Source organism: Parcubacteria group bacterium CG10_big_fil_rev_8_21_14_0_10_36_14 (genome assembly GCA_002772895.1).
In the GTDB taxonomy this organism is placed as follows: domain Bacteria; phylum Patescibacteriota; class Patescibacteriia.
Genome location: PFCS01000054.1, coordinates 1,454 through 24,726, shown reverse-complemented (window position 1 = coordinate 24,726; position 23,273 = coordinate 1,454). Strand labels below are relative to the sequence as shown.

25 protein-coding genes are annotated in these 23,273 nt (G+C 36.2%); 21 read left to right on the top strand and 4 right to left on the bottom strand.

Annotation, left to right across the window (positions count from 1 at the left end; translation table 11 throughout):
- Nucleotide 1: 1 nt before the first annotated feature.
- Together COU51_04395 and COU51_04390 are read left to right on the top strand one after the other, a co-directional pair.
- Entirely contained in the window at nt 2-658 is a 657-nt protein-coding gene (locus COU51_04395) for a hypothetical protein (GenBank protein ID PIR66374.1), read from the top strand.
- Nucleotides 659-705: 47 nt separating this feature from the next.
- Nucleotides 706-1,449 carry a hypothetical protein gene (locus COU51_04390; GenBank protein ID PIR66373.1) on the top strand — a complete coding sequence of 248 codons (744 nt, stop codon included), beginning with the start codon at nt 706-708 and terminating at the stop codon, nt 1,447-1,449.
- 36 nt (nt 1,450-1,485) lie between these two features.
- Here the strand turns inward: COU51_04390 and COU51_04385 are convergent, their stop codons facing one another.
- A complete protein-coding gene (locus tag COU51_04385; GenBank protein PIR66372.1) occupies nt 1,486-1,911 on the bottom strand; it encodes a hypothetical protein in 426 nt (141 codons plus the stop codon).
- A 133-nt stretch (nt 1,912-2,044) separates the two neighbouring features.
- Here COU51_04385 and COU51_04380 point away from each other — a divergent pair, with 133 nt between their 5' ends.
- From COU51_04380 to COU51_04370, 3 genes are all read left to right on the top strand, one after another.
- A complete protein-coding gene (locus COU51_04380; GenBank protein ID PIR66371.1) occupies nt 2,045-2,725 on the top strand; it encodes a hypothetical protein in 681 nt (226 codons plus the stop codon).
- A 188-nt stretch (nt 2,726-2,913) separates the two neighbouring features.
- Nucleotides 2,914-3,510 (top strand): nucleotide exchange factor GrpE, encoded by a 597-nt coding sequence (grpE, locus tag COU51_04375; protein ID PIR66370.1) that lies wholly within the window; start codon nt 2,914-2,916, stop codon nt 3,508-3,510.
- A 197-nt stretch (nt 3,511-3,707) separates the two neighbouring features.
- A complete protein-coding gene (locus COU51_04370) occupies nt 3,708-5,636 on the top strand; it encodes a molecular chaperone DnaK (GenBank protein ID PIR66369.1) in 1,929 nt (642 codons plus the stop codon).
- A 105-nt stretch (nt 5,637-5,741) separates the two neighbouring features.
- Here the strand turns inward: COU51_04370 and COU51_04365 are convergent, their stop codons facing one another.
- Nucleotides 5,742-6,047, bottom strand: a complete 306-nt coding sequence (locus COU51_04365) for a hypothetical protein (protein PIR66368.1) — start codon at nt 6,045-6,047, stop codon at nt 5,742-5,744.
- A 29-nt stretch (nt 6,048-6,076) separates the two neighbouring features.
- On the opposite strand from COU51_04365, the gene dnaJ reads away from it, so the two are divergent.
- The 6 genes from dnaJ to COU51_04335 all read left to right on the top strand — a co-directional run bounded on the left by dnaJ (nt 6,077) and on the right by COU51_04335 (nt 13,070).
- On the top strand, nt 6,077-7,132 hold the full coding sequence (gene dnaJ / locus COU51_04360) for a molecular chaperone DnaJ (protein ID PIR66367.1): 1,056 nt from the start codon (nt 6,077-6,079) through the stop codon (nt 7,130-7,132).
- A gap of 233 nt (nt 7,133-7,365) precedes the next feature.
- The gene (locus COU51_04355) at nt 7,366-7,692 is read left to right on the top strand and encodes a hypothetical protein (protein PIR66366.1); all 327 of its coding nucleotides are present in this window, start codon (nt 7,366-7,368) and stop codon (nt 7,690-7,692) included.
- A 268-nt stretch (nt 7,693-7,960) separates the two neighbouring features.
- Nucleotides 7,961-8,512 carry a hypothetical protein gene (locus tag COU51_04350; GenBank protein ID PIR66365.1) on the top strand — a complete coding sequence of 184 codons (552 nt, stop codon included), beginning with the start codon at nt 7,961-7,963 and terminating at the stop codon, nt 8,510-8,512.
- A gap of 216 nt (nt 8,513-8,728) precedes the next feature.
- Nucleotides 8,729-9,004 carry a hypothetical protein gene (locus tag COU51_04345; GenBank protein ID PIR66364.1) on the top strand — a complete coding sequence of 92 codons (276 nt, stop codon included), beginning with the start codon at nt 8,729-8,731 and terminating at the stop codon, nt 9,002-9,004.
- A complete protein-coding gene (locus tag COU51_04340; GenBank protein ID PIR66363.1) occupies nt 9,001-11,628 on the top strand; it encodes a hypothetical protein in 2,628 nt (875 codons plus the stop codon). Before COU51_04345 ends, COU51_04340 begins: the two co-directional genes overlap by 4 nt.
- 101 nt (nt 11,629-11,729) lie before the next feature.
- The gene (locus tag COU51_04335) at nt 11,730-13,070 is read left to right on the top strand and encodes a hypothetical protein (GenBank protein ID PIR66362.1); all 1,341 of its coding nucleotides are present in this window, start codon (nt 11,730-11,732) and stop codon (nt 13,068-13,070) included.
- A gap of 56 nt (nt 13,071-13,126) precedes the next feature.
- Here COU51_04335 and COU51_04330 read toward each other — a convergent pair whose 3' ends face one another.
- Nucleotides 13,127-13,741: a hypothetical protein gene (locus COU51_04330; protein PIR66361.1), complete on the bottom strand. Its 615-nt coding sequence runs from the start codon at nt 13,739-13,741 to the stop codon at nt 13,127-13,129.
- Between the two features lie 10 nt (nt 13,742-13,751).
- Nucleotides 13,752-14,144: a hypothetical protein gene (locus COU51_04325; GenBank protein ID PIR66360.1), complete on the bottom strand. Its 393-nt coding sequence runs from the start codon at nt 14,142-14,144 to the stop codon at nt 13,752-13,754.
- 115 nt (nt 14,145-14,259) lie between these two features.
- Here COU51_04325 and COU51_04320 point away from each other — a divergent pair, with 115 nt between their 5' ends.
- The 10 genes from COU51_04320 to COU51_04275 form a co-directional block, all read left to right on the top strand.
- Complete coding sequence (locus tag COU51_04320) at nt 14,260-15,267, top strand: hypothetical protein (protein PIR66359.1); 1,008 nt, start codon at nt 14,260-14,262, stop codon at nt 15,265-15,267.
- A 56-nt stretch (nt 15,268-15,323) separates the two neighbouring features.
- Nucleotides 15,324-16,346 (top strand): hypothetical protein, encoded by a 1,023-nt coding sequence (locus COU51_04315; protein PIR66358.1) that lies wholly within the window; start codon nt 15,324-15,326, stop codon nt 16,344-16,346.
- Between the two features lie 109 nt (nt 16,347-16,455).
- Nucleotides 16,456-16,899, top strand: coding sequence for a hypothetical protein (locus COU51_04310; GenBank protein PIR66357.1), 444 nt, complete (start codon nt 16,456-16,458; stop codon nt 16,897-16,899).
- Between the two features lie 143 nt (nt 16,900-17,042).
- Nucleotides 17,043-17,822: a hypothetical protein gene (locus COU51_04305; GenBank protein PIR66356.1), complete on the top strand. Its 780-nt coding sequence runs from the start codon at nt 17,043-17,045 to the stop codon at nt 17,820-17,822.
- 9 nt (nt 17,823-17,831) lie between these two features.
- The gene (locus COU51_04300) at nt 17,832-19,925 is read left to right on the top strand and encodes an NAD-dependent DNA ligase LigA (protein ID PIR66355.1); all 2,094 of its coding nucleotides are present in this window, start codon (nt 17,832-17,834) and stop codon (nt 19,923-19,925) included.
- A 40-nt stretch (nt 19,926-19,965) separates the two neighbouring features.
- Entirely contained in the window at nt 19,966-20,262 is a 297-nt protein-coding gene (locus tag COU51_04295) for an Asp-tRNA(Asn)/Glu-tRNA(Gln) amidotransferase GatCAB subunit C (GenBank protein PIR66354.1), read from the top strand.
- A gap of 34 nt (nt 20,263-20,296) precedes the next feature.
- Nucleotides 20,297-21,718: an Asp-tRNA(Asn)/Glu-tRNA(Gln) amidotransferase GatCAB subunit A gene (gatA, locus tag COU51_04290; GenBank protein ID PIR66353.1), complete on the top strand. Its 1,422-nt coding sequence runs from the start codon at nt 20,297-20,299 to the stop codon at nt 21,716-21,718.
- 53 nt (nt 21,719-21,771) lie between these two features.
- Entirely contained in the window at nt 21,772-22,191 is a 420-nt protein-coding gene (locus COU51_04285) for a hypothetical protein (protein ID PIR66352.1), read from the top strand.
- A gap of 68 nt (nt 22,192-22,259) precedes the next feature.
- Nucleotides 22,260-22,997 carry a hypothetical protein gene (locus tag COU51_04280; protein PIR66351.1) on the top strand — a complete coding sequence of 246 codons (738 nt, stop codon included), beginning with the start codon at nt 22,260-22,262 and terminating at the stop codon, nt 22,995-22,997.
- Between the two features lie 2 nt (nt 22,998-22,999).
- Nucleotides 23,000-23,273: hypothetical protein (locus COU51_04275; GenBank protein ID PIR66350.1), on the top strand; the 274-nt coding region annotated here is incomplete at its 3' end.

Here is a 23,273-nt window from a genome sequence, read left to right as displayed (position 1 = left end):
AATTATAGAAAAAAACAGAGAAAGCTATAACAATATAGCCAAAGAGTTTGATGCCTCACGTCAGTATTCTTGGCTGGAGTTTGATTTGTGCGCGCCATATATAAAAAAAGAAAGTAAGATTTTGGATGTTGGTTGTGGAAATGGGAGGCTTTATGAACATTTAACTTCTAATTATAAACTATTGATTACGGATTATATTGGCATTGATCAGTCGGAGGAGCTGATAAAAATAGCGCAAAAAAATTATCCAAATACCAATTTCAAAATTATAAAAGATGCCGGCAACCTTGAGTTTGAAGATAATGAATTTGATTTTATATCCGGTGTAGCGTTTTTGCATCATATCCCGAGTGAGGAATTGCGTCTCGCGGTTTTAAAAGAAATGTATCGTGTTTTAAAGCCAAAAGGAATTTTGTTTTTAACAAATTGGAATTTATGGCAATGGCGCTTGATTAAAAAATATAAACTTCGTTTGGCTGATTTTTTCTTTCGGCACAAGGATTTGGATGCAGGCGATTTTTGGATTAATTTTCAGGCTACGCCTCGCTACTATCATCATTTTACAAAAAGCGAATTGGTTCGTTTGGCAAAACAGGCCGGTTTTCTAGTTCTAAAATATAAAAAAGGAAAGAATAGCATAATCGTCTTGAAAAAATAAGAGATTTATGTTATAAAAAAGACAGCACATTGAAAGAAGAGGAGAAAATGGAAGAATATAAGCATCCGCATATTGAAGCATTGGATGGATTATACGCTTTTTTTGAAGATGCTATTGCGAATGAGCCGGAAATAAAAAAGAATTTGTTACAAAAAGCCATATATTTTTGGTATAAAGATCGTGAGAGAGAACTTCAGCGCGAGGCGGTATTGAAGGCAATAAAAACAAGCATTGAAAAAAAAGTAGCAGACAGCGCAAGAATAGAATTTTTGTGCTTAGCGATAATTCTATATTTTTCCGTCAATCTTCCTTATTTGGTCAAGCGCCTTTTGATGTCAGATAATTTTTATGTTGTTTACTTTATATTCTTATCTTTTATAACCGAAGAGCATCGAGCCGGAGTAGAGGATAGAAAAGCAAAAAATAAACTCAGAGATGACCAAAAACATTTAATATGCAAAAATCTTTTGGAAATCGGAGAAGATGCGGAGATTTTTCGTATGATAGGAGTTTTGTTTTTTTATGCCGAAGCGTTGCCCTTTGTATCGCAGACAATATTGTATAGGCGATGGGCTTCAATTTTCAGCTTTTTTGGAGAGGCGAAGGACTTGATTGACTTTTATGACCAATTTTTTTCTATTGACCCTAATTTGCGGTTGCATATGAAGAAAAGCATTAAAGGTCTTTTGGAAGCAGTGCATTTTGTAAACAGAGAAAACAAAGGTGGAATAGAAATTGCTGATTACAGCGGAAATCCGTCGCCAATTCCGAGCGATCGGATAAAAAATTAATCCCGAGTTGTATCGGGATTTTTTAATTAAGATTTTTTAAATGAAGCCGGCACGATTTTTTGGAGCTTCTTCAAAATCTTCAAAAAAGACAACGATTTCAATGAACATATGGCTAAAAACAGCCGTAGAAATAATATTAATATTTTTTTGAGCCTTTATCCACTGTTCGTATCGGGCGAGAGCGCGGGTGAAACATCTGTCTTTACCAATAATTTCATATCTTATTTTTGATTTTACAGATGAAGTTTCTACTGCGATTGCCAACTCAAACCTTCTGCTCCAGATGCCAAAAACATCAATTATTCTGGCATTGTTTGTTGCGACCCAACGGTCAAATTGCGCCAGAGCGTTTTTTAGCTCCAATTCTTTTGCGATATCAATTATTTTGATTCTTGGTTTAGGTATTACTTTGCACACACCTTTTTGCGTAGTATTTTTATTTCTGTCTTTTTCACAAGACATTTCCTTCTCCTTCCGGATTTGCCTATAAATTATAATGAACGGATAAGGATATATTACTATTAATAGAAACTCTTGACAAGAATTTTACCTTTTGCTAATATTGAATTAGCACTCTAATCATTCGACTGCTAATATGAAAAGCAGACAGCAAAGAATATTAAAAGAACTAATAAAAGAACATATAAAAACAGGAGTTCCGGTTGGCTCTAATCTTTTGGTTTCTAAAACAGGGCTAGATATGAGCCCTGCTACAATACGGAATGATATGGCAGAAATGGAAGAACGCGGTCTTTTGCGTCAGCCACATACTTCTGCCGGCAGAACGCCGACAGAAGCCGGCTATCAATTTTATGTAGATAATTTAATGGAAGTGCACCCTTTGAATAATAATGCTGCCACTGCGCTCCGAAAGATAAAAAAGAATTATAAAGTTGATAAACGCGAAATGTATAAACTCTTGGCAAAAGAGATTGCCACTATCAGCGGAGAAACGGTAATTGTTGCTTTTGGCGCAGATGATATATATTACACTGGCTTTAGCAATTTATTTGAAAAACCGGAACTTGCTGGCTTGCAGGTAAATATGGGGAATATGGTAGACAAGATGAATGATGTGATGCATTCCACATATTACAAAATTAATGACCATAAGGTTCATGTTATTTTGGGAAAAAATAATCCTTTTGGAGGACAATGCGCCAGTATTTTGGCAAAGATAGACGATCATCTGGTAGTTGTCATGGGATTAATGAGAATGGACTATGATGAAAACGCAAGTATGTTGGAATTTTTGAAGGAAATGCTGTATGAATAGGAATTAGGAAGAGGGGTAACGCATTGCGATAATTTGAAAATAAAAAAGAGCCCATGGGGCTCATAAATCAGAAAAGAAATTCTGTACGCAATGCATCCCACTGCTCTTCGGTAGCAAAAGTAGTGTCATCGTACATTCCATTGCCACTTGTAAAGTATCCAACAGCGGGTTGAAGCTGCAAAGTATCATTGAACGGCATCCCCTTTGTTTGGTTGGCGGACGCCCTTGCAAATGATCTTCGATGGCTTGACGATGGCGTTCATAGGTTGACATTGGCTCCTCCTTTTTCTGAAAAAAGCATATCACAATTATTAAGAAATGTCAAGAGTAAAATAATTATGTCAAAAGAAAATAAAAAAACACAACCAAAAAATGATGAATTATTAGAATGGAAGAACCTTGCTTTGCGGATGAAGGCTGATTATGAAAATAGAGAAAAGGAAATTGCAAAGGAAAAATCTGTTTTGCACGGATTAGTAGAAGAAAATTTGATTTGCGACTTTTTGCCTGTTTTGGATAATCTAAATTCTGCATTAAACGCCATTGAAAAAGATTCTGCGTGGAAGCAGGGGATAGAACATATCAAAAAGCAGTTTGAAGATTTATTGCACCAGCGTGGAGTGGAAAAAATGGATTTATTGGGAGAAGAATTTAATCCTGCGCTTGCAGAAGCAGTAGAACGTGTTGGAGATGGAAATAAAATAGTAAAAGTGCTTGTTGATGGATATAAGAAAGATGAGAGAATAATTAGACCGGCGAGAGTAGTTGTGGGAGAGAGAGAATAATTACGAATGAAGGTGTCGCCTTGCGATTAGGAAGCTAAATAATTAATTCGGAGGAGAAAAAATTAATTCTAAATTAATAATTACAAATTATAAATGGAGGAGTCGCTTCGCGACAAAATAACTTAAAAATAAATAATCTTCGACTTTGTGGAGAAGTACCGAGTGTAGTTCTCGACAAGGTCGAACAATAAATTAATATGTCAAAAATACTAGGAATAGACTTAGGAACAACAAACAGCTGTATGTCTGTTGTAGAGGGCGGTAGCCCAAAGGTTTTGGAAAATAAGGAGGGACAAAGAACGACGCCATCTATTGTTGCAATCAATAAAAATGGCGAACGTTTGGTTGGACAATTGGCAAAACGCCAAGCCGTCACTAATCCGGAAAATACTATTTTTTCTGTTAAGCGTCTTATCGGACGTCGTTTTGACGACCCGGAAGTAAAACGCGACATAGAGCTTATGTCTTATGAAATAGTAAAGTCAGGAGACGGAGTAAAGGTAAAAATGGGAGACAAGGAGTATAGCCCGCAAGAAGTAAGCGCCATGATTTTGGCAAAAATGAAAGCAGACGCAGAAGAAAAATTGGGAGAAAAAATTGAAGAAGCTGTTATTACTGTGCCGGCATATTTTGATGACGCGCAACGTCAGGCAACAAAAGACGCGGGAGAAATCGCCGGATTAAAAGTAAAAAGAATTATTAATGAACCGACTGCAGCCGCTCTGGCTTATGGTTTTGATAAGAAAAAAGGCCAGCAAGCCGTTGTTTATGATTTGGGAGGCGGAACATTTGATGTTAGCGTTTTGGATATTTCCGCAGACACGGTTGAGGTAAAATCAACTAATGGCGATACTCATTTAGGCGGAGATGATTTTGACCAGATTATTATTCAATGGATTTTGGATGAATTTAAAAAATCCGAAGGTATTGATCTTGGAAAAGACAAGCTTGCTTTACAAAGAATTAAAGAAGCTGCGGAAAAGGCAAAAATAGAGTTATCCACAGCAGGGGAAACAGAAATAAACCAGCCGTTTATTACTTCAGACCAGGACGGGCCAAAGCATTTGGTAATGAAACTTTCTCGCGCAAAATTGGAAGAGCTGGTTGGTGGTTTAGTAGAAAGAACTTTAATTCCATGCCAAAAGGCTCTTGATGATGCCGGTTTCAAAAAATCCGACATTGAAGAGATAATTATGGTTGGCGGAATGACCCGCATGCCATTGGTTCAGAAAAAAGTGGAAGAATTTTTTGGTAAAAAACCAAACGTTTCAGTTAATCCGGATGAAGTTGTGGCTCTTGGCGCGGCTGTTCAGGCAGGCGTTTTGCAAGGCGACGTAAAAGACGTTTTGCTTTTGGACGTTACACCATTATCTTTTGGATTGGAAACATTGGGTGGTGTGATGACCCGTCTTATTGAACGCAATACAACAATCCCAACTTCGAAAGAACAGGTTTTTTCTACTGCCGCTGATAATCAATCAAGCGTAGAAATTCATGTTTTACAGGGTGAACGCGAAATGGCAACTGACAACAAAACACTCGGACGTTTTATGCTTTCCGGTATCCCATCAGCGCCAAGAGGAGTTCCGCAGGTTTTGGTCAAATTTGATATTGACGCTAACGGCATTTTGAATGTTTCAGCAAAAGACCAGGCAACAGGAAAAGAACAAAAGATTACAATTACCGCATCCAGCGGATTGTCTAAAGATGAAATTGAAAAAATGAAAAAAGATGCTGAGCTTCATGCTGATGAAGATAAAAAGAAAAAAGAACAGATTGATACTGTAAACCAGGCGGATACAATGATTTATTCTACGGAAAAATTAATTAAAGATGCCGGTGATAAAATGAAAGATGATGATAAAAAAGAAATGCAAGAAAAAACAGAAGCTTTGAAAAAAGCAAAAGAGGCAAATGATTTGGAAGATATGAAAAAGAAAATGGAAGAATTGAACCAAATTGCGCAAAAGATTGGTACGGCAATGTATCAGAATCAGCAAACAACCGGCGCAGAGCCGGGCGCAAAAGACGGAGCTGGCGAATCAGCAGAAGAAAAGAAAGAAGATAATGTGCAAGACGCAGAAGCGGAAGAAGTGAAGGAAGAAGATAAAAAAGAAGATAAATAAAGGAGTATGATTGAGCGGGCGCTTGCGCCCGCTCAAAAAATCCATACTAATATTAGTATGGATAAAAAAACCTCTGCGTAAGACAGAGGATATTGTTTCTATGTGTTATGCGTGCTCATACCAGAGTACTTGCTGTGTCAGAGCATCTTCAATATAATGAACAAAGTTCTTAGGAAGGGAAAATCTCGTTATATTTCGTTTAAAGACAAGACGACAAGGGTCTTCTTCCATCCTAAATCCAAATGGAATAAAAACGGTTCTGCCATTTCGGCACTCAATGTCTCCTGGTGAAAAATAAACAGAAGAGCAAGGTCTATTATTGATATTTATCAAAGTAAGCGCGGTTATACCCAATGGATCTTCCTCAATTTCTACGTGATTACTTATGTAAATTTTGAGCTTTGGAACCATTTCGCCTCCTTTTTAAAAAGTTCTATTCTATGGAAAAAGATTACTACAAAATTTTAGATTTGTCAAGAAGCGCTTCTGCCGATGAGATAAAGCGTCGTTTTCGTGAACTCGCGCATAAATATCATCCTGATAAGCCGGGAGGAGACGCAGAAAAATTTAAAGAAATAAACGAAGCCTATCAAGTATTGAATAATGCGGAACGCAGAAAACAATATGATCAATATGGCACAACTTTTGATAATTTTGGTGGATTTAATCAACAAAATCCTTTTTCCGGTTCAGGAAATTTTGGTGGACAGCGCGTTAATATAAATATGGACGATTTGGGAGATATTTTTGGCGACCTTTTTGGAATGGGCTCTCGCACCCGCACAAAAACCCACACGCGCGGAGGAGATATAGAAATGAATCTTGGACTAACATTTAAAGAGTCTATACAGGGTGTAGAAAAGAAAATAGAAATTTATAAAAACGCCAAATGCGAAGCATGCCAGGGCTCTGGAGCAGAACCGGGCACAAAAATAACGACTTGTTCAGAATGTAATGGAGCGGGCAGTGTTAGAAGAGTTCAGAACACCATGTTTGGTTCTTTTGCTACCAACACGACTTGTCCTCGGTGTAGAGGAGAAGGAAACCAACCTGATGAGCTCTGCAAAAAATGCAAAGGCGCCGGTATTTTGAAAAAAAGCGTAAGTTTGAAAATAAATGTTCCAGCCGGCATTTCCGATGGTGAGATTTTGCGTGTCACAGGCGGTGGAGAGGCAGGAGAAAAAGGCGGAGTACCGGGCGACCTATACCTTCATATTAATGTAGGAGTAGATCGAAGATTTGAAAGAGATGGGAATAATATTATCACTCGGACGCCACTTGATTTCAAAACGGCAACTTTGGGTGGACATAAAGAGGTAGAAACATTGGATGGAAAAATGAGAGTAAAGATACCGGCAGGCACAGCATCTGGTCAGCTTTTCCGTTTGAAGGGATATGGAGTTGCCGGCCGTGGCGATATGCTGGTAGAAATGTATATTACTGTTCCGAAAAAAATATCCAAAAAGCAGAAAAAAATATTGGAAGATTGGGAATAGAGCAGGGTATTGACTTTTTTGTATTTTTATGGTAGTTTTAACACAGAACGTTGACAAAGGAGAAATATCATGTTGGACAAATATTTTATTTTTCATATAGTGCTACAAGCAATAATCGCGATTTTTATTGGTTTTCTAATGCTGGGCGTCTATATGCTCTGCAAATATATTGCAAAAAAGGTTAAGTCGCGAAAAACCACTTACAGGCAGTTTGGAAAGAGGAGATAAGAAACATGGAAATGATTTATGAACTTTTCTTCGGTTTGATTGTTGGTTTTGTCGCTGTGAAAATGCTTCTTGTTTTGGCTTTTTACACTGATTTGTTTGGTCTTATATTGGGAATTTGCGCTTACACTTGCTTGATGTTGATAATTGCGCTTCAAGGAATTGTTACTTATGGGATAGCGACCCTTATAGCTATGTTGTTTGCTACGAAAATATTTTTACAGCAAGCAAAAAGGAGAAAAGCATTTTTGCGCTATAAAGCCCTAAGATCCAACCGCAATTTGAAGTTAAATAAAATAAATCAAAAAAGAGTAGAAGGAGGCGTCGGATGCTAACTGGAGTTATAGTTTTTCTTATGATTGTTGCTGTTATTTTTATGCCGATTATTATTTATCTTAGCAAAGCGGAACGGGAAGAAAAAGAACGCCAAAAAGCAAAGAGCATGGCATTGGGAAATGTAGAACATATAACTGAAACAGATTAGGCTGTCGGTCCAAAAAGACCATTGGATGAAAATTTTAAATCATCAAAAGACAGATGACTAGTCCTCACAAAATTGTGAGGATTTTTTTATTTTCTTCTTTCTTGTTATAATACAATCATATGAAGTTTCCCAATGTAGATTTTCTCAAACCGGAAAATTTGGATTTTTTAAATGGATTAAGCCTAACCTCACCAAGCTGGGACTTGTTCATTTTATTATTTTTTATTATTGCCGTATTTATATATGGTTTTTCTTTAGGCAGAAATAGAATTGTTGTTATTTTGGTTGCGATTTATATGGCTCTTGCGGTTGTAAATACCGCGCCCTTTATAGACGATTGGGTAAAGAAAGCCGAGAGTATAGAAGTTGGACAGATATTTGTATTTAAACTTGGTTTTTTTCTACTCACATTTGCCTTGCTTTTCTTTTTGTTTGGTAGAAGTTCGCTTTTGCATAGTATTACGGGTCATGAGAGGAGAGGTGCTTGGTGGCAAGTGCCGATTTTTTCTGTTTTGCATATCGGGCTACTGTTATCAATCGCGCTTTCTTTTTTACCGGCAGACTCGCTTTTGGTTTTATCGCCTTTTACGCGCGAGTTGTTTGCAAGCGATATTGCCCGTTTCATTTGGATAACTGCGCCAATAGGGGCGATGATTATCCTTCCTGAATAAATTCAGGAATAAATTTCCAATTAAGGTATTTTTGCTACTGCGAAAGTAATATTAAAAATATATCCGTCAGCTGACGGATACTAAAATTGATAATTGAACATTGATAATTGATAATTTGAACAGTTAATTTATATTTATATGGCCATATTAAAAATTATCTTTTTAGACACAATCTTAGATATTCTATACTTTCCCCTCTGGTGGTATTCCAGAGGAATGATTTTGGCAATCCGCTGGGTTGGTAAAAGTATTTTGGAATTGGAAAATTTTTTAGGTGTGGGTATTTGGGCAAAAAATATTTTCACTCCAATGTTTGGTCAATACGACTTGCAAGGCAGAATTGTCAGCTTTTTTATGCGTTTTTTTCAGATAATTTTTCGTTCAATATCTTTTCTATCTTTTAGTGGATTTTATTTAGTTATATTTTTAGTTTATCTTATTTTGCCGATTGTGATTTTGTATTTTATAACAATACATTTATCTATTTTATGAATTTATTAAAAAATAAACAGCGAGAGCAAGCCGGAATTTTTACAGGCGATTATTTTTTGTATTGGGGCGGAGCAACTTCATCAAAAGATGTATTTTTTAAAAAGGCTAAACGCATCCTAAACAAAATTATTGATGGAATTTTAATTTTATTTGGTTTGTTTGGGATTCTAAATTTTTTTTATCAGGTTTATCTTTCCGGCGCGCGCAATTTTTTTCATCATAGTTTTTGGTTTACGCCGAATAGTCATTTATTATTTTTCTTTTTATCACTTTTAGGACTTTTGTATTTTGCTTCTCGTATCACACGCGAGGCACACTTTTTTGAAAATCCTTTAAAGATAAGCGTAGAGGAAAGGTTCGAAATGAAGACCGCTCTTCTTGGAGAGCTAAAGAATTATAAGAAAGTTGATATTGCCAGAAGTTTTAGTTTGCATTCTGAAGAAGCGCTGGAAGAAGCGATTCTTTTGGCGAAAAAGAACAAGAGCGCGGTTTCTGCAGAATATTTATTTTTGACGCTTCTTAAGAAACCGAAGATGAAGATTCTTTTTGGCCGATTGGGGATTCCGATAGAAAAAATAAAAGAACGCGTTTTGTGCCACGAACCGCACAAGGAAGCCAAAGGCGGGTTGGACGCTTCTGTTCTACAGATTTTGTTAAACGGATACATCACGGCGGCGCTTCATAAAAACAAGAAAGCAAGGTCAAATATTCTTTGCCTGGAAGCGGTAAAAGCCAGCCCGATTTTGAAAGAAATATTATATGACTTCAATATAAATGAAGAAAAGTTAGATAATGTAGTGAAATGGGTAGAAATTCAAGATAAACTCCGCGCGCGATATGCAGAATTTAGACGGGCCAGTGTTTTTCGTCCGCGTGGAAAAATGAATCGCGCCATGACGGCTGTACAAACTCCTGTTTTAGATAGATTTAGCGAGGATATAACTTTTTTTGCCAGACGAGGAGCAATTGATTTTTGTATTGGCCGGGAAGAGAGTTTCAAGAATATTTTCAGAATTATAGAAAGTAAAAGCAGGGGCGTTGTTCTTGTTGGAGAGCGTGGAGTAGGAAAGTCGGCGATTATAGACGGTGTCGCGGAGTTGATGATAAAAGAAGATGTACCAAAACAATTTCAAGATAAACGTTTGATACAGCTTTCGCTTTCAGAGATTTTGGGGGGCGCAACCGGAGAAGAAGCCGGAAAAAAATTAATGGCAGTAATGACTGATGTAGCCAATTCTGGAAATATTGTTTTGGATATTCCTAACTTGGAATATTTTTTAAGTGGAGATGGGATTTCTTTAGCCGCTCTTTTAGCTGAGGAATTAAATAAGGTACGTGTACCGGTTTTAGCCTCAACAACGCCGGAAGGATACAAACGCGTTGTTGAAGAAACGGCTCTTTCGGGAATTTTTGAACGAGTAGAAGTGTTGGAACCTGATAAAAATTTGGCAATTCAGATTTTGGAAGCAGAGTCATCACAAATTGAATATCAAACGGGTGTTTATTTTTCTTATGATGCGATTGCTTCTGCAGTAAATCTATCGGATAAATATTTACATGATCGATATTTGCCTGAAAAAGCTGTCGCAATAATAAAAGAAACAGCTTTGGCCGTAAAGTCTGCGCGAGGCACAAACTCTTTGGTAAACCAAGAAGATATTGCAAAGATAGTTAGCGAAAAAAGCAAGATTCCAGTTTCTGCTCTTACGGAGAGTGAAAAAGAAAAATTATTAAAATTGGAAGAGGTTATCCACGAGCGGATTATTGGTCAGGAAGAAGCGGTTGATGCTGTTTCTCGCGCTTTGCGTCGTGCCCGAGCCGGAATGGAGTCCGGCAAACGTCCAATTGCAAACTTTTTATTTTTAGGTCCAACAGGTGTTGGAAAAACCGAGCTGGCGAAGACAATAGCTGAGGTTTATTTTGGGAATGAAAATGCAATGGTCCGTCTTGATATGTCCGAATATCAAGAAAAGCAAAGTGTATATAGAATGATTGGTAAAGAAGGGGAGTCCGGATATCTAACAGAAGCAATAAGAAAAAGCCCTTACGCCCTTTTATTGTTAGATGAATTGGAAAAAGCTCATCCCGATATTTTAAATTTATTTTTACAAGTTATGGAAGATGGAAGGTTGACTGATGGAAAAGGAAAAACCCTTGATTTTACAAATATAATTTTAGTAGCGACTTCAAACGCCGGCAGTAGCTTCATTGCCCAAGAGATTAAAAAAGGGACAAAAGTTCCACAAATAAAAGAAGCTCTTGTTGAAGAAAAGCTGGGACAATATTTTAGACCGGAATTTTTAAATCGTTTCGACGGAGTTATTGTTTTCCGCCCGCTTCGTGAAGATGAAATTATAAGAATCGCTGGATTACTTATAAAGAAGATTGCTAAAAAAATAGAAACCAAGGGTATAGAGCTTATAATAGAAGAGAAAGCTTTAAAAGCAGTCGCTAAGCTGGGGTTTGACCCAAAGTTTGGCGCAAGACCTTTGCGCAGAGTCATCGCGCGTGAAATCGAAGATCGCTTGGCAAATATGCTGTTGGGCGGTAAAGTAAAAAGGAGAGATAAGATTGTATTCCACAGTCTTTCTGATATAGAAATGATTAGCGGAAAACAATTATAATTTTATAGTTTACGAATTATCATACGAGCGCGCTAAATATTTATTGCGTTTGTATGGTTATCCATAGACCATCAACGTTCTTTTGAAGAAGGAGGACGCTAATGAAAAATAAATATCGTTGGCTGATATTGGCATTGACTGCCATTATTTTTATTTTTTCCGGAATTAAATTTTTTGATTGTGGAGAAGGGGAACAGACAGTCCGCGCGATTCCTAAAGAAAGTAAAATACCAAAACCGCAAAGAATTATTATTCGTTTTAAGGAAGGTGCTACAAAAAAAGATAAGAAAGATTTTTTTGATAAACTGGGCGCAAAAATAATTGCGCAAGATGTTTTTGGATTTGATATCGCGGAATGGGCTTCGCCGGAAAAACCAATCACAAAAGGGATTATCAATAGCGCTTACACTTTGGAAGTAAAACAGCGTATAACCATAGATAAATATGAGATAGAGGGCTTGGCATACAGAAAACTATTGCCAAAATCGGGATGCATTCCCAGTCGACCGGAAACAAAAATAAGAGATAAATTGATTGTGCCGTGGTATGAAAGATTTATAGAAAATGAAAAGGCTCATGCTTTTCTTGAAAATGCAAAGGTGTCCTTAGAACCCAATGGAATTGTAATAATCGATGATGGACCTCAGATGACACATAAAGATATTGAGCCGGTAATCAAAAAAAATGAGCTCGGTCATGCTATTTACTGGATAAATGAGCATAACCGCATTAAGAAATTTATGTCCGATCATGGTACGCACGTAGGTTGTCTAGCCGCAGGCTATCGCGATAAAAATGGGATTGATGGGATTGCTTACAAGAAGTCATATTTATTGCCTCTTCTTATAAATTATAATGATACTGGAGCATTTTTTGTTTCAGATATCGCTATCGGATTAAAATATTTTAGAACACTCGAGCTTTTGGGGAGAATCCGTTTCCGTGTTGTTAATATGAGCTTTCATATCAGTTGGCCGTCAATCATAATCTATCAGGTAATGAAAGAGTTGGATGATAAGATATTTGTTATTGCCGCCGGAAATGAAAATCTTGATTTGGATATTGCAAAAACTTATCCGCCAAGTTGGGACTTGCCAAACAAGATTGTTGTCGGCGCAACCCGCGAAGACGAACATTTAGCCTATTTTTCCAATTATGGGCTAAATAGCGTTGATATTGTCGCTCCCGGAAAGAATATAACAAGTTGCGCTTTGGGCGATAGATATATGAAGATGAGTGGAACGTCAATGGCATCACCAATAACAGCCGGCGCAGTTTCGCTTCTATTTTCAATGGATATGAATGCAAGCGTTAATAGAATAAAGCAAGCGCTTTTTATGGGCGCAGTCTCTGTAAGATTTTTGGAAAGAAAAATCAAATACGCAAGACGGCTTAATGTGAATTTGGCAGTAAGAAATTTCGATGTTATTTTACACAACTAAGAGAAATATTGATAAAAAAATAACTCCGACCGAAGTCGGAGTTTTATAATAAGTGATTATCTGTTATTTTTTGGTAATTCGCGTGTATGCATAAGCCTTCCGCAATCAAAACAAGAATGCATATGTGGCTTATCCAAAAGTGGAGTTACGTTGATGTGCGGACAGTTGTCGCGAATGCGCTCCATCGCCTTCCGGAGTTGCGTCATTTTGTTTCTCACATACATTGGGTCAAATTTTTCTTCTTCCAACGTAAATTCGGATGATGAGTCTGGCGGAGCAAGAACAATAAGCGGACCTTTGTATTTTTTAAGTCCGGGAATTGAATCAACAGATTTGGAAATAATCGGACCCTTGAGTTCCTGCCCGAGGACGAGCATATGTTTTTCCCAAAAATTTCGTAAAAAGAATTCAACCGTTCTAGCCTCTATCCTTCTGTCCATTGAAATAATTTGATAAATCGTTTGAGTATTCGGAATATGCGGATAGTTTAGAATATAGAAAATAGAAAAATTTGTAGAAAAGTCAGAGAACAAAAATATTTCTTTTAGCGTCTTCGGCATAGCGTTAAAGGCAATGCGCTGTTCATTGTATTTTGCCCAGAACTCTTTAGCCTCTTTGATTGCGCAAATTTGTTTGAGGAATCTGATTGCAGAGATTGGTTGTGTTTGCATTTTTGTCTCCTTATGCGTCTGTTGTAGGTATGCACAAAATAATAATTTTGCTATCCTCGGTGTTTGTTAAACTATCGATTTCGTTTATTCCGGTTGCTGTGTGCAGGGAAATTTCGAATTGTTCGTATGAATATTTTTTTTGCAGAACAACGGTTTCCAAATAACGATGGACTACATTGTTCATAAGCATTCTATCCAAATGCGGAATATGAAAAACTTTTACAAGAGACCTTGGATTACGTTGCCATACGCTCATAAAGATAGAATATGTCGATAGACTCGGTTCATTTTCATGAAGAAACGGACGTTCTTCTTTAAACTTTTCAACGAACTTTAAGAATTTTTCTTTTGTAAAGTCTGGATCGTGCATCTTGAGATAATCAAGAGCATTATACCTTTCCATTATTACCTCCATTTCTATTAATTTAGCATAAAAATCTTATAGTGTCAATCTTGGCTGAAAGTAAAAACTAGGCTATACTTTAAGTAGAAAGAATGTTCAGTTAATACTTTAATCTATGCTTTATTTAATTATATTTGTAGTATCCGTTGTCTTGAGTTCTGTTTTAACGCTTTTGGTAAAAAAAATTGCCCTTTATTTTAAAATTCAAGATGTTCCCGATGAAAAACGTAAAAAACATAAGAAGCCGATAGCTCTTTTAGGTGGAATAGCGCCGTTTTTAACTTTCTTTATTATTTCGTTAGGTCTTCATTTTTTTAATTTATTACCAAAAGAATTAGAAATAAAGTTAATATGGTTATCTTTTGCTTCTTTTTTTGTTATGATTGGCGGATTTTTGGATGATAAATATTTTTTTCCGCCAAAATATCAAATAATTTTTCCTATTATCGCAATCGCTGTTGCGCTTTGGGGAGGAATAAAAATTAATTTTGTTACCAATCCTTTTGGAGGAATCATTTATTTGAGCGGTATAGCCGGATTTATTTTAAGTTTTCTTTGGTTTTTTACAATGAGCTACACTACAAAAATTTTAGATGGATTAGACGGATTAGTCAGTGGAATAATTGTTTTTGGAGGATTGGCGATATTCTTATTTTCTACGCTTACAAATTTTAAAGAAACAGAATTCTCTTATTTAGCCCTTGTTTTGGTTGGAGTTTTTGTCGGTTTTTTATTTTTAAATTTTTATCCTGCTCGGATTTTTTTAGGAGAGGGAGGAAGTGTTTGGGCCGGATTTATATTGGGAGCGTTGGCTATTTTAACAGGCGCTAAAATCGCCATAACTCTTTTAGTTTTAGCACTGCCCATCATTGATCTTGTTACGGTAATCATACGTCGGGCATTTATAGAAAAAAAATCAATTTTTAAAGGAGATCGTTTGCATCTTCATTTCATACTTATTGATAGAGGATGGGATTCGCGTCAAGTTTTACTTCTTTATTGGTCCGTTGCCGCAATTATGGGCATTGCCAGTATTTTTCTTCCAAGCATTTTAAAAATTATTGTCTTAGGCGTAATTTTATTTATATATTTTTGGACAGAGTTATTTTTTTTCAAAAAATAATTAATACCCAAGAGTATAAAAATCTGCTATAATATAATTATAGTAAAATTTCATATATGCCAAAATCTCAAAATTATCTTGGTATTGATATTGGCGCAAGCGGGATAAAGCTTGTGGAACTTGCGAATGTGGGAGGTAGAGCCCGGCTTGTCACCTATGCTTTTAGTGAGTATGACAGTGCGCAACCCATTGGCCAGATTATAGAAAATACCGCTGAAAAAGCTAAAGAATTAGCTTCTCTTTATAAACAGTCTGGCGCAAAAGCTAAAATGGCAATTACGGGTCTACCGATGTCATCTGTTTTTACAACTCTTCTAACTTTGAGCAATATTCCTCCAAAACAATTAGAGGTGGAAATAAAAAATAAAATAAAAAAACTCGCGCCTATTCCAGAAGACGACTTGGTACTGGACTTTAAAAAGGTTGAAATGAAAGATATGAGCGCCGATACGGTAAAAGTTTCTGTTACGGCAACTTCAAAAAAAATGATATCCAAATATTTAGAGATTTTTAAATCAGCCGGACTTCAGCTTGCAAGTTTAGAAACAGAGAGTTTTGCTCTTATACGCGCTTTACTTGGTAAAGATATGGGATTGTCAGCAATTGTAGATATTGGAGCTATAAAAACAAATATTTTAATAGTAAAAGAAGGTGTCCCGGTTATCCACAGGACTATAAAAATAGGCGGAACGGAACTTACAAAAACTTTGGCGGAAAAAATGAACACTGATTTGACTAAGGCTGAAGAGATAAAACGAACCATGAGTATGGAAAAAATGGAAGCGGCTCATTCCCTTTTTGATGGCATGGTAAAATCCATTGCAAATGAAGTCAATTATTGCAAAGAACTTTACAGCCAACAATATAAAAACGCCATTATAGAAAAAATTATTCTTACCGGAGGAACGGCGATGATTTTGGGAATTGGTAATTCTTTAGAAGAAGCAACGGGTCTTCGTGTTTTTTACGGCGACCCATGGGCTAGAATAATTTATCCGGATGAACTAAGGCCTTCATTGGACGTAATTGGCGCAAGGTTTGCCGTTGCAATTGGCTTGGCAATGCGCGAGATTTTATAAATTTTTATGATATAATATATTAAAGGTCGATTTTTTATTAACAAAAAAATCACTTTTTCCTCTGAAAAAAAATCCAAAATAGATTTTAATAAAGAGGAAATGAAAAAAAATGAAAAAAGCAAAAGGTTTCACATTAATTGAGCTTCTAGTCGTTATCGCGATTATTGGCTTATTATCAACCTTGGCAGTTGTAGCCTTGAATAATGCAAGGCAAAAATCACGTGACGCAAAACGCGTTTCTGATGTTAAACAATTGTCAACCGCTCTAGAGCTCTACTTTGCTGATAATAATAGTTATCCAACAGCCGTAGGGCTTATAACTCTTGGTTCAACGGATTATAAATGTTTAGACGAAGATGGTTTTGTGGCTATTTGTGATGCAGGTGGAACAACTTACATGAGTCTGGTTCCATCAAATCCAACTCCGGGGGGAACTGACTATACGTATCTAAGCGCTGATGGTAGTACGTATACAATGACATTCACCCTAGAAGGCACCACAGGTGGCTTGGGAGACGGTATACATTCCGCAAGTCCAGGTGGGATGAACTAAAGAAAACTTTAAAAGACGGCCCCAAATTTGACGCCTAGGCGGAGGGCTGTCTTTTTGTTATATATTAAGAAAAATATAAGTCAGCCTTTTATTTATTATTAATTTAAGATAAAATAAGAGTATATAAATAAATCTTTTTAGATATGTTATTTATTTTTTTCGTCGGTTTCATCATTTTTATTTTCGGCTCTTCTATTGGTAGCTTTATTGCCGCTTCTGTTTATAGAATACGAAAAAAAGAAACGCTTATGGGTCGCTCATACTGTCCTAAATGTGGATACAAATTAGGCTTTTTTGACTTATTCCCATTTTTTTCTTTTATTTTTTTAAAAGGAAAATGTAAAAAATGTAAAAGCGGAATTGACTGGTCAAATTTTTTAATAGAGATTTTTTTAGGATTACTATTTGTTTTTGTATTTTTTCATAGATGGATTATGGCGCCTGATGCGGAAACTTTTAGTTTAGTCGTTATACGTGATTGGATAATGATTGGAGGACTCTCTTTTTTATTTATATATGATTTAAAATACAAACTTTTACCGGATATAGTCTCCATTCCATTAATTGTGGTTCTTTTTGTTTTTAATGCGCTGATTGGGGTAGACATAATTAATCTTTTACTTGCGATTGGCATAGGCGCAGGATTTTTTTTAGTGCAATATATTATTTCTCGCGGAAAATGGGTAGGAGACGGAGATATACGATTAGGAGCGGTCCTAGGCGCAGGATTAGGTTTCCCACAAATAATTTTAGCCTTACTTGTAGCATATATTCTCGGAGCATTTTATGGATTGGTATTATTGCTTTTGAAAAAAGCAAACATGAAAAGCGAAATCGCTTTTGGTACGTTTTTATCTATAGGCGGGATAATATCTTTATTTTGGGGCTATAGAATCATAACTTGGTATCTAAATCTACTATAGTATTTTTATATGGATAAACAAGAAGCAAAAAAAAGAATAAATATTTTAAAAAAAGAGATAAACTATCGTCGTTATCTTTATCATGTTTTGGATAAGCCCGATATTTCCGATTCTGCATTAGATTCTCTAAAACACGAACTATATAGGCTAGAACAGCAATATCCCGATTTTATCACAACAGATTCTCCAACACAGAGAGTCGGTGGAAAAGCGTTAGACAAATTTCAAAAAGTGCATCATGAGGTGCCAATGCTTTCCATTGAAGACGTTTTTGCTTATAAAGAGCTGGAAGAATGGGAAAAGCGAATAAAAAAGCTTTCACCTGGAAGCCATTTTGATTATTATGCTGAAATAAAAATGGACGGGCTTGCGGTTTCGCTTGTTTATAAGAATGGTATATTGGAAACAGGTTCAACGAGGGGTGATGGAAAAGTAGGCGAAGATGTTGCGCAAAATTTAAAAACAATAGAAGCGATACCATTACAATTAAATATTCCGACAGAAAAACAGGTAAATGATTTTCTAAAAAGGTATGGCAATGTTGATGCAAAAATTTTTAAAGAAAAAATTGAGAAGTTAAGCGGTAGAATAGAGGTGCGTGGCGAAACGTACATGCGGGCAAGCATATTTGAAAAATTAAACAAAGAGAATTCAAAAAAAGGTGGTCAGGTTTTTGCAAATCCAAGGAATGCCGCCGCTGGAAGCATAAGACAGCTAAATTCAAAAATAACCGCCAAGCGAGAGTTAGATTTTTTCGGATATGATTTATTGGCTAACTTTGGGCACAAAACCCATGAAGAAGCGCACGAGATATTAAAATTAATAGGAGTAAAAACAAATCTTAACAATAGATATTGTAAAAATTTGGAGCAAGTACAAAAATTTTATAAAGAAATTGAAAAAAAGAGGAAAAAACAAGACTATTGGCTTGATGGAACGGTGATAAATGTAAACAATGTCGCTTTATTTAAAAAATTGGGAGTGGCTGGCAAAACTCCGCGCGGAATAGTTGCCTATAAATATCCGGGTGAAGAAGCCACGGGGCGAATTTTGAAAGTAAGTTGGGATGTGGGCAGAACCGGAGCAATAACGCCGGTTGCTACATTAGATCCAATGCAAATCGGAGGCACCACTGTGACACATGCGACGCTTCATAATCCTGATGAAATTGAGCGACTAAACTTACATATCGGAGATACGGTTATTGTAGAAAAGGCTGGTGACGTAATACCAAAAATAAAAAAAGCAATAGAAAGTTTAAGACCGCAAAATGCAAAAAAAATAAGCATACCGCGACAATGTCCGATATGTGGAGAGGTTTTAGAAAGAAAAAAGATAAGGAAATCAGCCAAAAAAGAGACTGAGGGCGCGATTTTGTATTGTTCGAATAAAAAATGCGCGCGAAAAAATATCAGAGGAATTATTCATTTTGCGTCAAAAAAAGCTTTTTATATAGAAGGAATGGGAAAAAAAATCGTAGAACAACTTGTAATAGAGGGTCTCATAAATACACCTGCTGATTTATTCAAATTAAAAAAAGAAGATTTGGAACCATTGGAAAGATTTGCAGAAAAATCAGCAGAAAATATAATAGAAGCAATAGAAAAATCAAAAAAAATATCTTTATCCCGTTTTATTTATGCGCTCGGTATTCCGAATGTAGGAGAGGAAACAGCAGATGCCTTGGCGAGAAAGTTTGGAATTTTGGAAAAATTGCAAAAAGCAACACGTGAGGAATTAGAAAATATTGAAGATGTTGGCACTGTAGTGGCGGAATCAATTGAGAAATTTTTTAATGATGAGAGTGTAAAACGTTTAGTTTATAATTTGAAAGAGAATGGTGTAAAGGTAGAAGAAATGAAGGTTAGCCAATATCTTCCGCTTCGCGGTAAGAAGTTTGTTTTAACCGGCGGGTTGGACAGCATAACAAGAGATGACGCAAAAAAGAAGATAAAAGACTTGGGTGGAGACGTATCTTCTTCTGTGTCAGGTGAAACAGATTTTGTTGTGGTTGGTGTTGAACCTGGGAGCAAGTTGGATAAAGCGCGAAAATTAGGCATAAAAATTATAAATGAGAAGGAATTTTTAAAAATGTTGAGATAGCCTTGCCAATCCGCTAAAATTTATATAAAATTATAATAATATGAAGTTGAACAAAGAAGATGTACAAAAAATTGCGCTTTTAGCTCGAATTGGAATAAAGGATGACGAGCTTTCAAAATATGGTGATGAACTTTCGTCTATTTTGGAATATGTCGATAAATTACAAGAGGTGGATACCACCGGAGCTAACCCAAATTTTTATATAACAAACCTTCAAAATAGCTGGCGTGAAGATGAGCTAATTGGTTGTTCCGAAGCCGAGCATGAGCTTATCTTGGGTAATATGCCGGATAAAGAAGGGGATTTATTAAAAACAATGGGCGTCTTTAAGAAATAATAGCTTAGTCCTATCCAATAGATCTTTCATTATTATGAAATTAAATGAACTCACAATTAAACAGGCGCATAAAGGTTTGGAGAAGAAAGATTTTAGCGCAGTAGACCTTATAAATGACTGTATAACCGCAATAGAAGAAAAAAATGCTGACCTAAATGCTTATCTGGCTGTTTTTAAAGAACGGGCAATTCGCGATGCAAAATCTGTGGATGTAAAAATAGCGCAGAAAGAAGGAATTGGCGTATTAGAGGGGATCCCTTTAGCGATAAAGGATAATATTTTGATACAAGATACAAAGTGTACTGGCGGTTCAAAAATTTTAGAAAATTATATAAGTGCATACGATGCTACGGTAATAAAAAAATTGCGTGAAGCAGGAGGAATATTTTTAGGAAAAACAAATATGGATGAATTTGCCTGTGGTTCTTCAACGGAAAATTCTGCATATGGACCGACAAAAAACCCTCATGACTTAAAAAAAGTTCCCGGTGGTTCGTCTGGTGGGAGTGCCGCCGCTTTATCCGCAGATATGTGCCTTGGAGCATTTGGCTCGGATACTGGTGGAAGCGTTCGACAGCCAGCTTCCCTTTGTGGAAACATTGGATTTAAGCCGTCTTACGGCAGAGTTTCGCGATATGGGCTTATGGCGATGGCATCATCTTTTGATCAAATTAGTCCTTTTGCTAAGAGTGTTGAAGATGCTGAAATTTTATATAAAGCAGTTGCGGGAAAAGATAAATACGATTCTACGACTGTGGATAAACCATTGGGATTGGATGAAAAAATTGATTTAAAAAAATTGCGAGTCGGCTTGCCAAAAGAATATTATAAAGGACTTGGTGGGAATATTAAGGACAAAATAAAAGAAAAAGTTAATATTTTGAAGGGATTGGGCGCAGAAATAAAAGAAGTTTCGCTTCCGCATACCGATTATGCGCTGGCAGTATACTACATAATCATGCCTTCAGAGCTTTCTTCAAATTTAGCGCGTTTTGACGGTGTTCGTTACGGATATTCCGCATACAAAAAAAGTTCGGTAAAAAATTTATTAGAAACTTATATGGAGTCCAGAGCGATTGGTTTTGGAAAAGAAATAAAACGCAGAATAATGATAGGCACATATGCTCTTTCGTCTGGCTATTATGACGCATATTATAAAAAATCCACGGCTGTACGCGCAGTCATTAAACAGGATTTTGATAAGGTATTTAATGAAGTTGATTGCCTTATAACCCCAACCTCTCCTTCTGTCGCTTGGAATTTGGGAGAAAAAATAGACGATCCATTAAAAATGTACCTTTCCGATATATATACTGTGAGCGCCAATGTTGCTGGGATTCCTGCGATTTCTATACCATGTGGAGATATAGACGGCTTGCCAATTGGATTGCAAATTATAGGTAAGCAATTTGATGAAAACACTGTTTTGCGTACTGCAAAAGAGTTGCATGCATAACTAAATATTACATAAAATATTTTTTAACGATTTAGAAATTTAAGTTTAAATGTATGGCAAATTTATTTTTTATTTTATTATTTTTGTTAACCGTAGGCGTTTTTATTGCCGGTTTTTTCATTATTCGCAATTTACGAAAACCTGTTATTCCCGAGGTTGCAAGCATAAAGCAAAAATGGGAAGAAACACAGGATTTGGCAGAAAGTAATGCTGAGCTTTCTTGGAAAATGTCTGTTATTGAGGCAGATAAACTAATGGATTCTGTCTTAAAACAAGCAGGAATGCGCGGAGAGACCATGGGAGAACGTTTGCGTTTTGCCGTTTCGCGCTATCCGAAAATTCAAAATGTTTGGGAAGCGCATATTTTGCGAAACGATTTAGTGCATCAGTCGGATCGAAAGATAACGCAAGCTGAGGCACAAAAAGCATTAGATAGGTTTAAGCAAGGATTAAAAATATTGGGAGCGTTATAAGACGTATTACGTCTCGTTTTGTAGCAAATTCATGTTATTTCTAGTATGTAATACTTGACATAGAACCTATGATTCCTTACATCCATTTGTTATATTTAGAATTTGGCCTCATAAAAGTGTATACATGGGGATTTTTTGTATCGCTTGGCTTCTTGATTTCTCTTGCTGTTCTTATAAAGCAATACCCAAAAGAAAAGAATATTTTCATAGACCTCGCTCTATACATTATTATAGGAGCAATAATAGGCTCTCGTCTTTTATATGTCGCGGTTTATGCGCCTGATATGATAGAGGCATTAAAGAATATTTTAAAAATCTGGGAAGGGGGAATGTCTTCTTTTGGAGGGATTTTAGGTGGCGCTTGCGCAATGGTTTTGTATTTAAAAAGAAAGAAAACGGCTGATTTACACTTATACGCAGAAAAAATTGCTTTTATTTTGCCCTTGGGTCTTGCTATCGGCAGGATAGGATGTTTTTTGATTAATGATCATCCTGGAATAAAAACAATAGAATCTCCTTTTTCTTTATTATATCCGGATGGCGCGCGTTTTGATTTGGGATATCTTCTAATGATTTTTAATACACTCTTATTCGCTTACTTTTTAATTCTAAAAAGATATCCACAGGTAAAACAGCTATATTTAGAAAATTTTTTAATAATTTATGGAATAGGAAGATTTTCGCTTGATTTTTTGCGTATCAATGAAACAAAGATTGCTGGACTAATGCCGAGTCAGTATGGTAGTATAGTATTAGTAGCTTTAGGAATTTATTTAATTATTAAAATCAAGAAGCGCAAGATATAAAATTGTATTTTATATTATGTGCTGGAGGCAAAAAAAATATGGGATTTTGGGAAAAGATTTTTGGTAAATCGGAGGAAGCCCCACAGGAGAAAGGACCATCTTCTGAAAAAGAAGATAAGACATCAGACAAATCTTCCGAAGAAGTAGCAGAAGATGCTAGCGGAGAAGAAGATCCAAAACAAATGGAGATGTCAGCGCCGGATGAAGATGCTGGAACTGAAGAAGAAGTGCCTGTAGAATCTACAGAAGATACCTCTTCAGAGGATGACTCTGCTG

What these genes read in the sequence shown, in the direction of transcription:
- COU51_04390 (PIR66373.1), top strand. Translation starts at nt 706, where the DNA reads ATGGAAGAATATAAGCATCCGCATATTGAAGCATTGGATGGATTATAC.
- COU51_04385 (PIR66372.1), bottom strand. Translation starts at nt 1,911, where the DNA reads ATGTCTTGTGAAAAAGACAGAAATAAAAATACTACGCAAAAAGGTGTG.
- COU51_04380 (PIR66371.1), top strand. Translation starts at nt 2,045, where the DNA reads ATGAAAAGCAGACAGCAAAGAATATTAAAAGAACTAATAAAAGAACAT.
- COU51_04370 (PIR66369.1), top strand. Translation starts at nt 3,708, where the DNA reads ATGTCAAAAATACTAGGAATAGACTTAGGAACAACAAACAGCTGTATG.
- COU51_04365 (PIR66368.1), bottom strand. Translation starts at nt 6,047, where the DNA reads ATGGTTCCAAAGCTCAAAATTTACATAAGTAATCACGTAGAAATTGAG.
- dnaJ (PIR66367.1), top strand. Translation starts at nt 6,077, where the DNA reads ATGGAAAAAGATTACTACAAAATTTTAGATTTGTCAAGAAGCGCTTCT.
- COU51_04355 (PIR66366.1), top strand. Translation starts at nt 7,366, where the DNA reads ATGGAAATGATTTATGAACTTTTCTTCGGTTTGATTGTTGGTTTTGTC.
- COU51_04350 (PIR66365.1), top strand. Translation starts at nt 7,961, where the DNA reads ATGAAGTTTCCCAATGTAGATTTTCTCAAACCGGAAAATTTGGATTTT.
- COU51_04345 (PIR66364.1), top strand. Translation starts at nt 8,729, where the DNA reads ATGATTTTGGCAATCCGCTGGGTTGGTAAAAGTATTTTGGAATTGGAA.
- COU51_04340 (PIR66363.1), top strand. Translation starts at nt 9,001, where the DNA reads ATGAATTTATTAAAAAATAAACAGCGAGAGCAAGCCGGAATTTTTACA.
- COU51_04335 (PIR66362.1), top strand. Translation starts at nt 11,730, where the DNA reads ATGAAAAATAAATATCGTTGGCTGATATTGGCATTGACTGCCATTATT.
- COU51_04330 (PIR66361.1), bottom strand. Translation starts at nt 13,741, where the DNA reads ATGCAAACACAACCAATCTCTGCAATCAGATTCCTCAAACAAATTTGC.
- COU51_04325 (PIR66360.1), bottom strand. Translation starts at nt 14,144, where the DNA reads ATGGAAAGGTATAATGCTCTTGATTATCTCAAGATGCACGATCCAGAC.
- COU51_04320 (PIR66359.1), top strand. Translation starts at nt 14,260, where the DNA reads ATGCTTTATTTAATTATATTTGTAGTATCCGTTGTCTTGAGTTCTGTT.
- COU51_04315 (PIR66358.1), top strand. Translation starts at nt 15,324, where the DNA reads ATGCCAAAATCTCAAAATTATCTTGGTATTGATATTGGCGCAAGCGGG.
- COU51_04310 (PIR66357.1), top strand. Translation starts at nt 16,456, where the DNA reads ATGAAAAAAGCAAAAGGTTTCACATTAATTGAGCTTCTAGTCGTTATC.
- COU51_04305 (PIR66356.1), top strand. Translation starts at nt 17,043, where the DNA reads ATGTTATTTATTTTTTTCGTCGGTTTCATCATTTTTATTTTCGGCTCT.
- COU51_04300 (PIR66355.1), top strand. Translation starts at nt 17,832, where the DNA reads ATGGATAAACAAGAAGCAAAAAAAAGAATAAATATTTTAAAAAAAGAG.
- COU51_04295 (PIR66354.1), top strand. Translation starts at nt 19,966, where the DNA reads ATGAAGTTGAACAAAGAAGATGTACAAAAAATTGCGCTTTTAGCTCGA.
- gatA (PIR66353.1), top strand. Translation starts at nt 20,297, where the DNA reads ATGAAATTAAATGAACTCACAATTAAACAGGCGCATAAAGGTTTGGAG.
- COU51_04285 (PIR66352.1), top strand. Translation starts at nt 21,772, where the DNA reads ATGGCAAATTTATTTTTTATTTTATTATTTTTGTTAACCGTAGGCGTT.
- COU51_04280 (PIR66351.1), top strand. Translation starts at nt 22,260, where the DNA reads ATGATTCCTTACATCCATTTGTTATATTTAGAATTTGGCCTCATAAAA.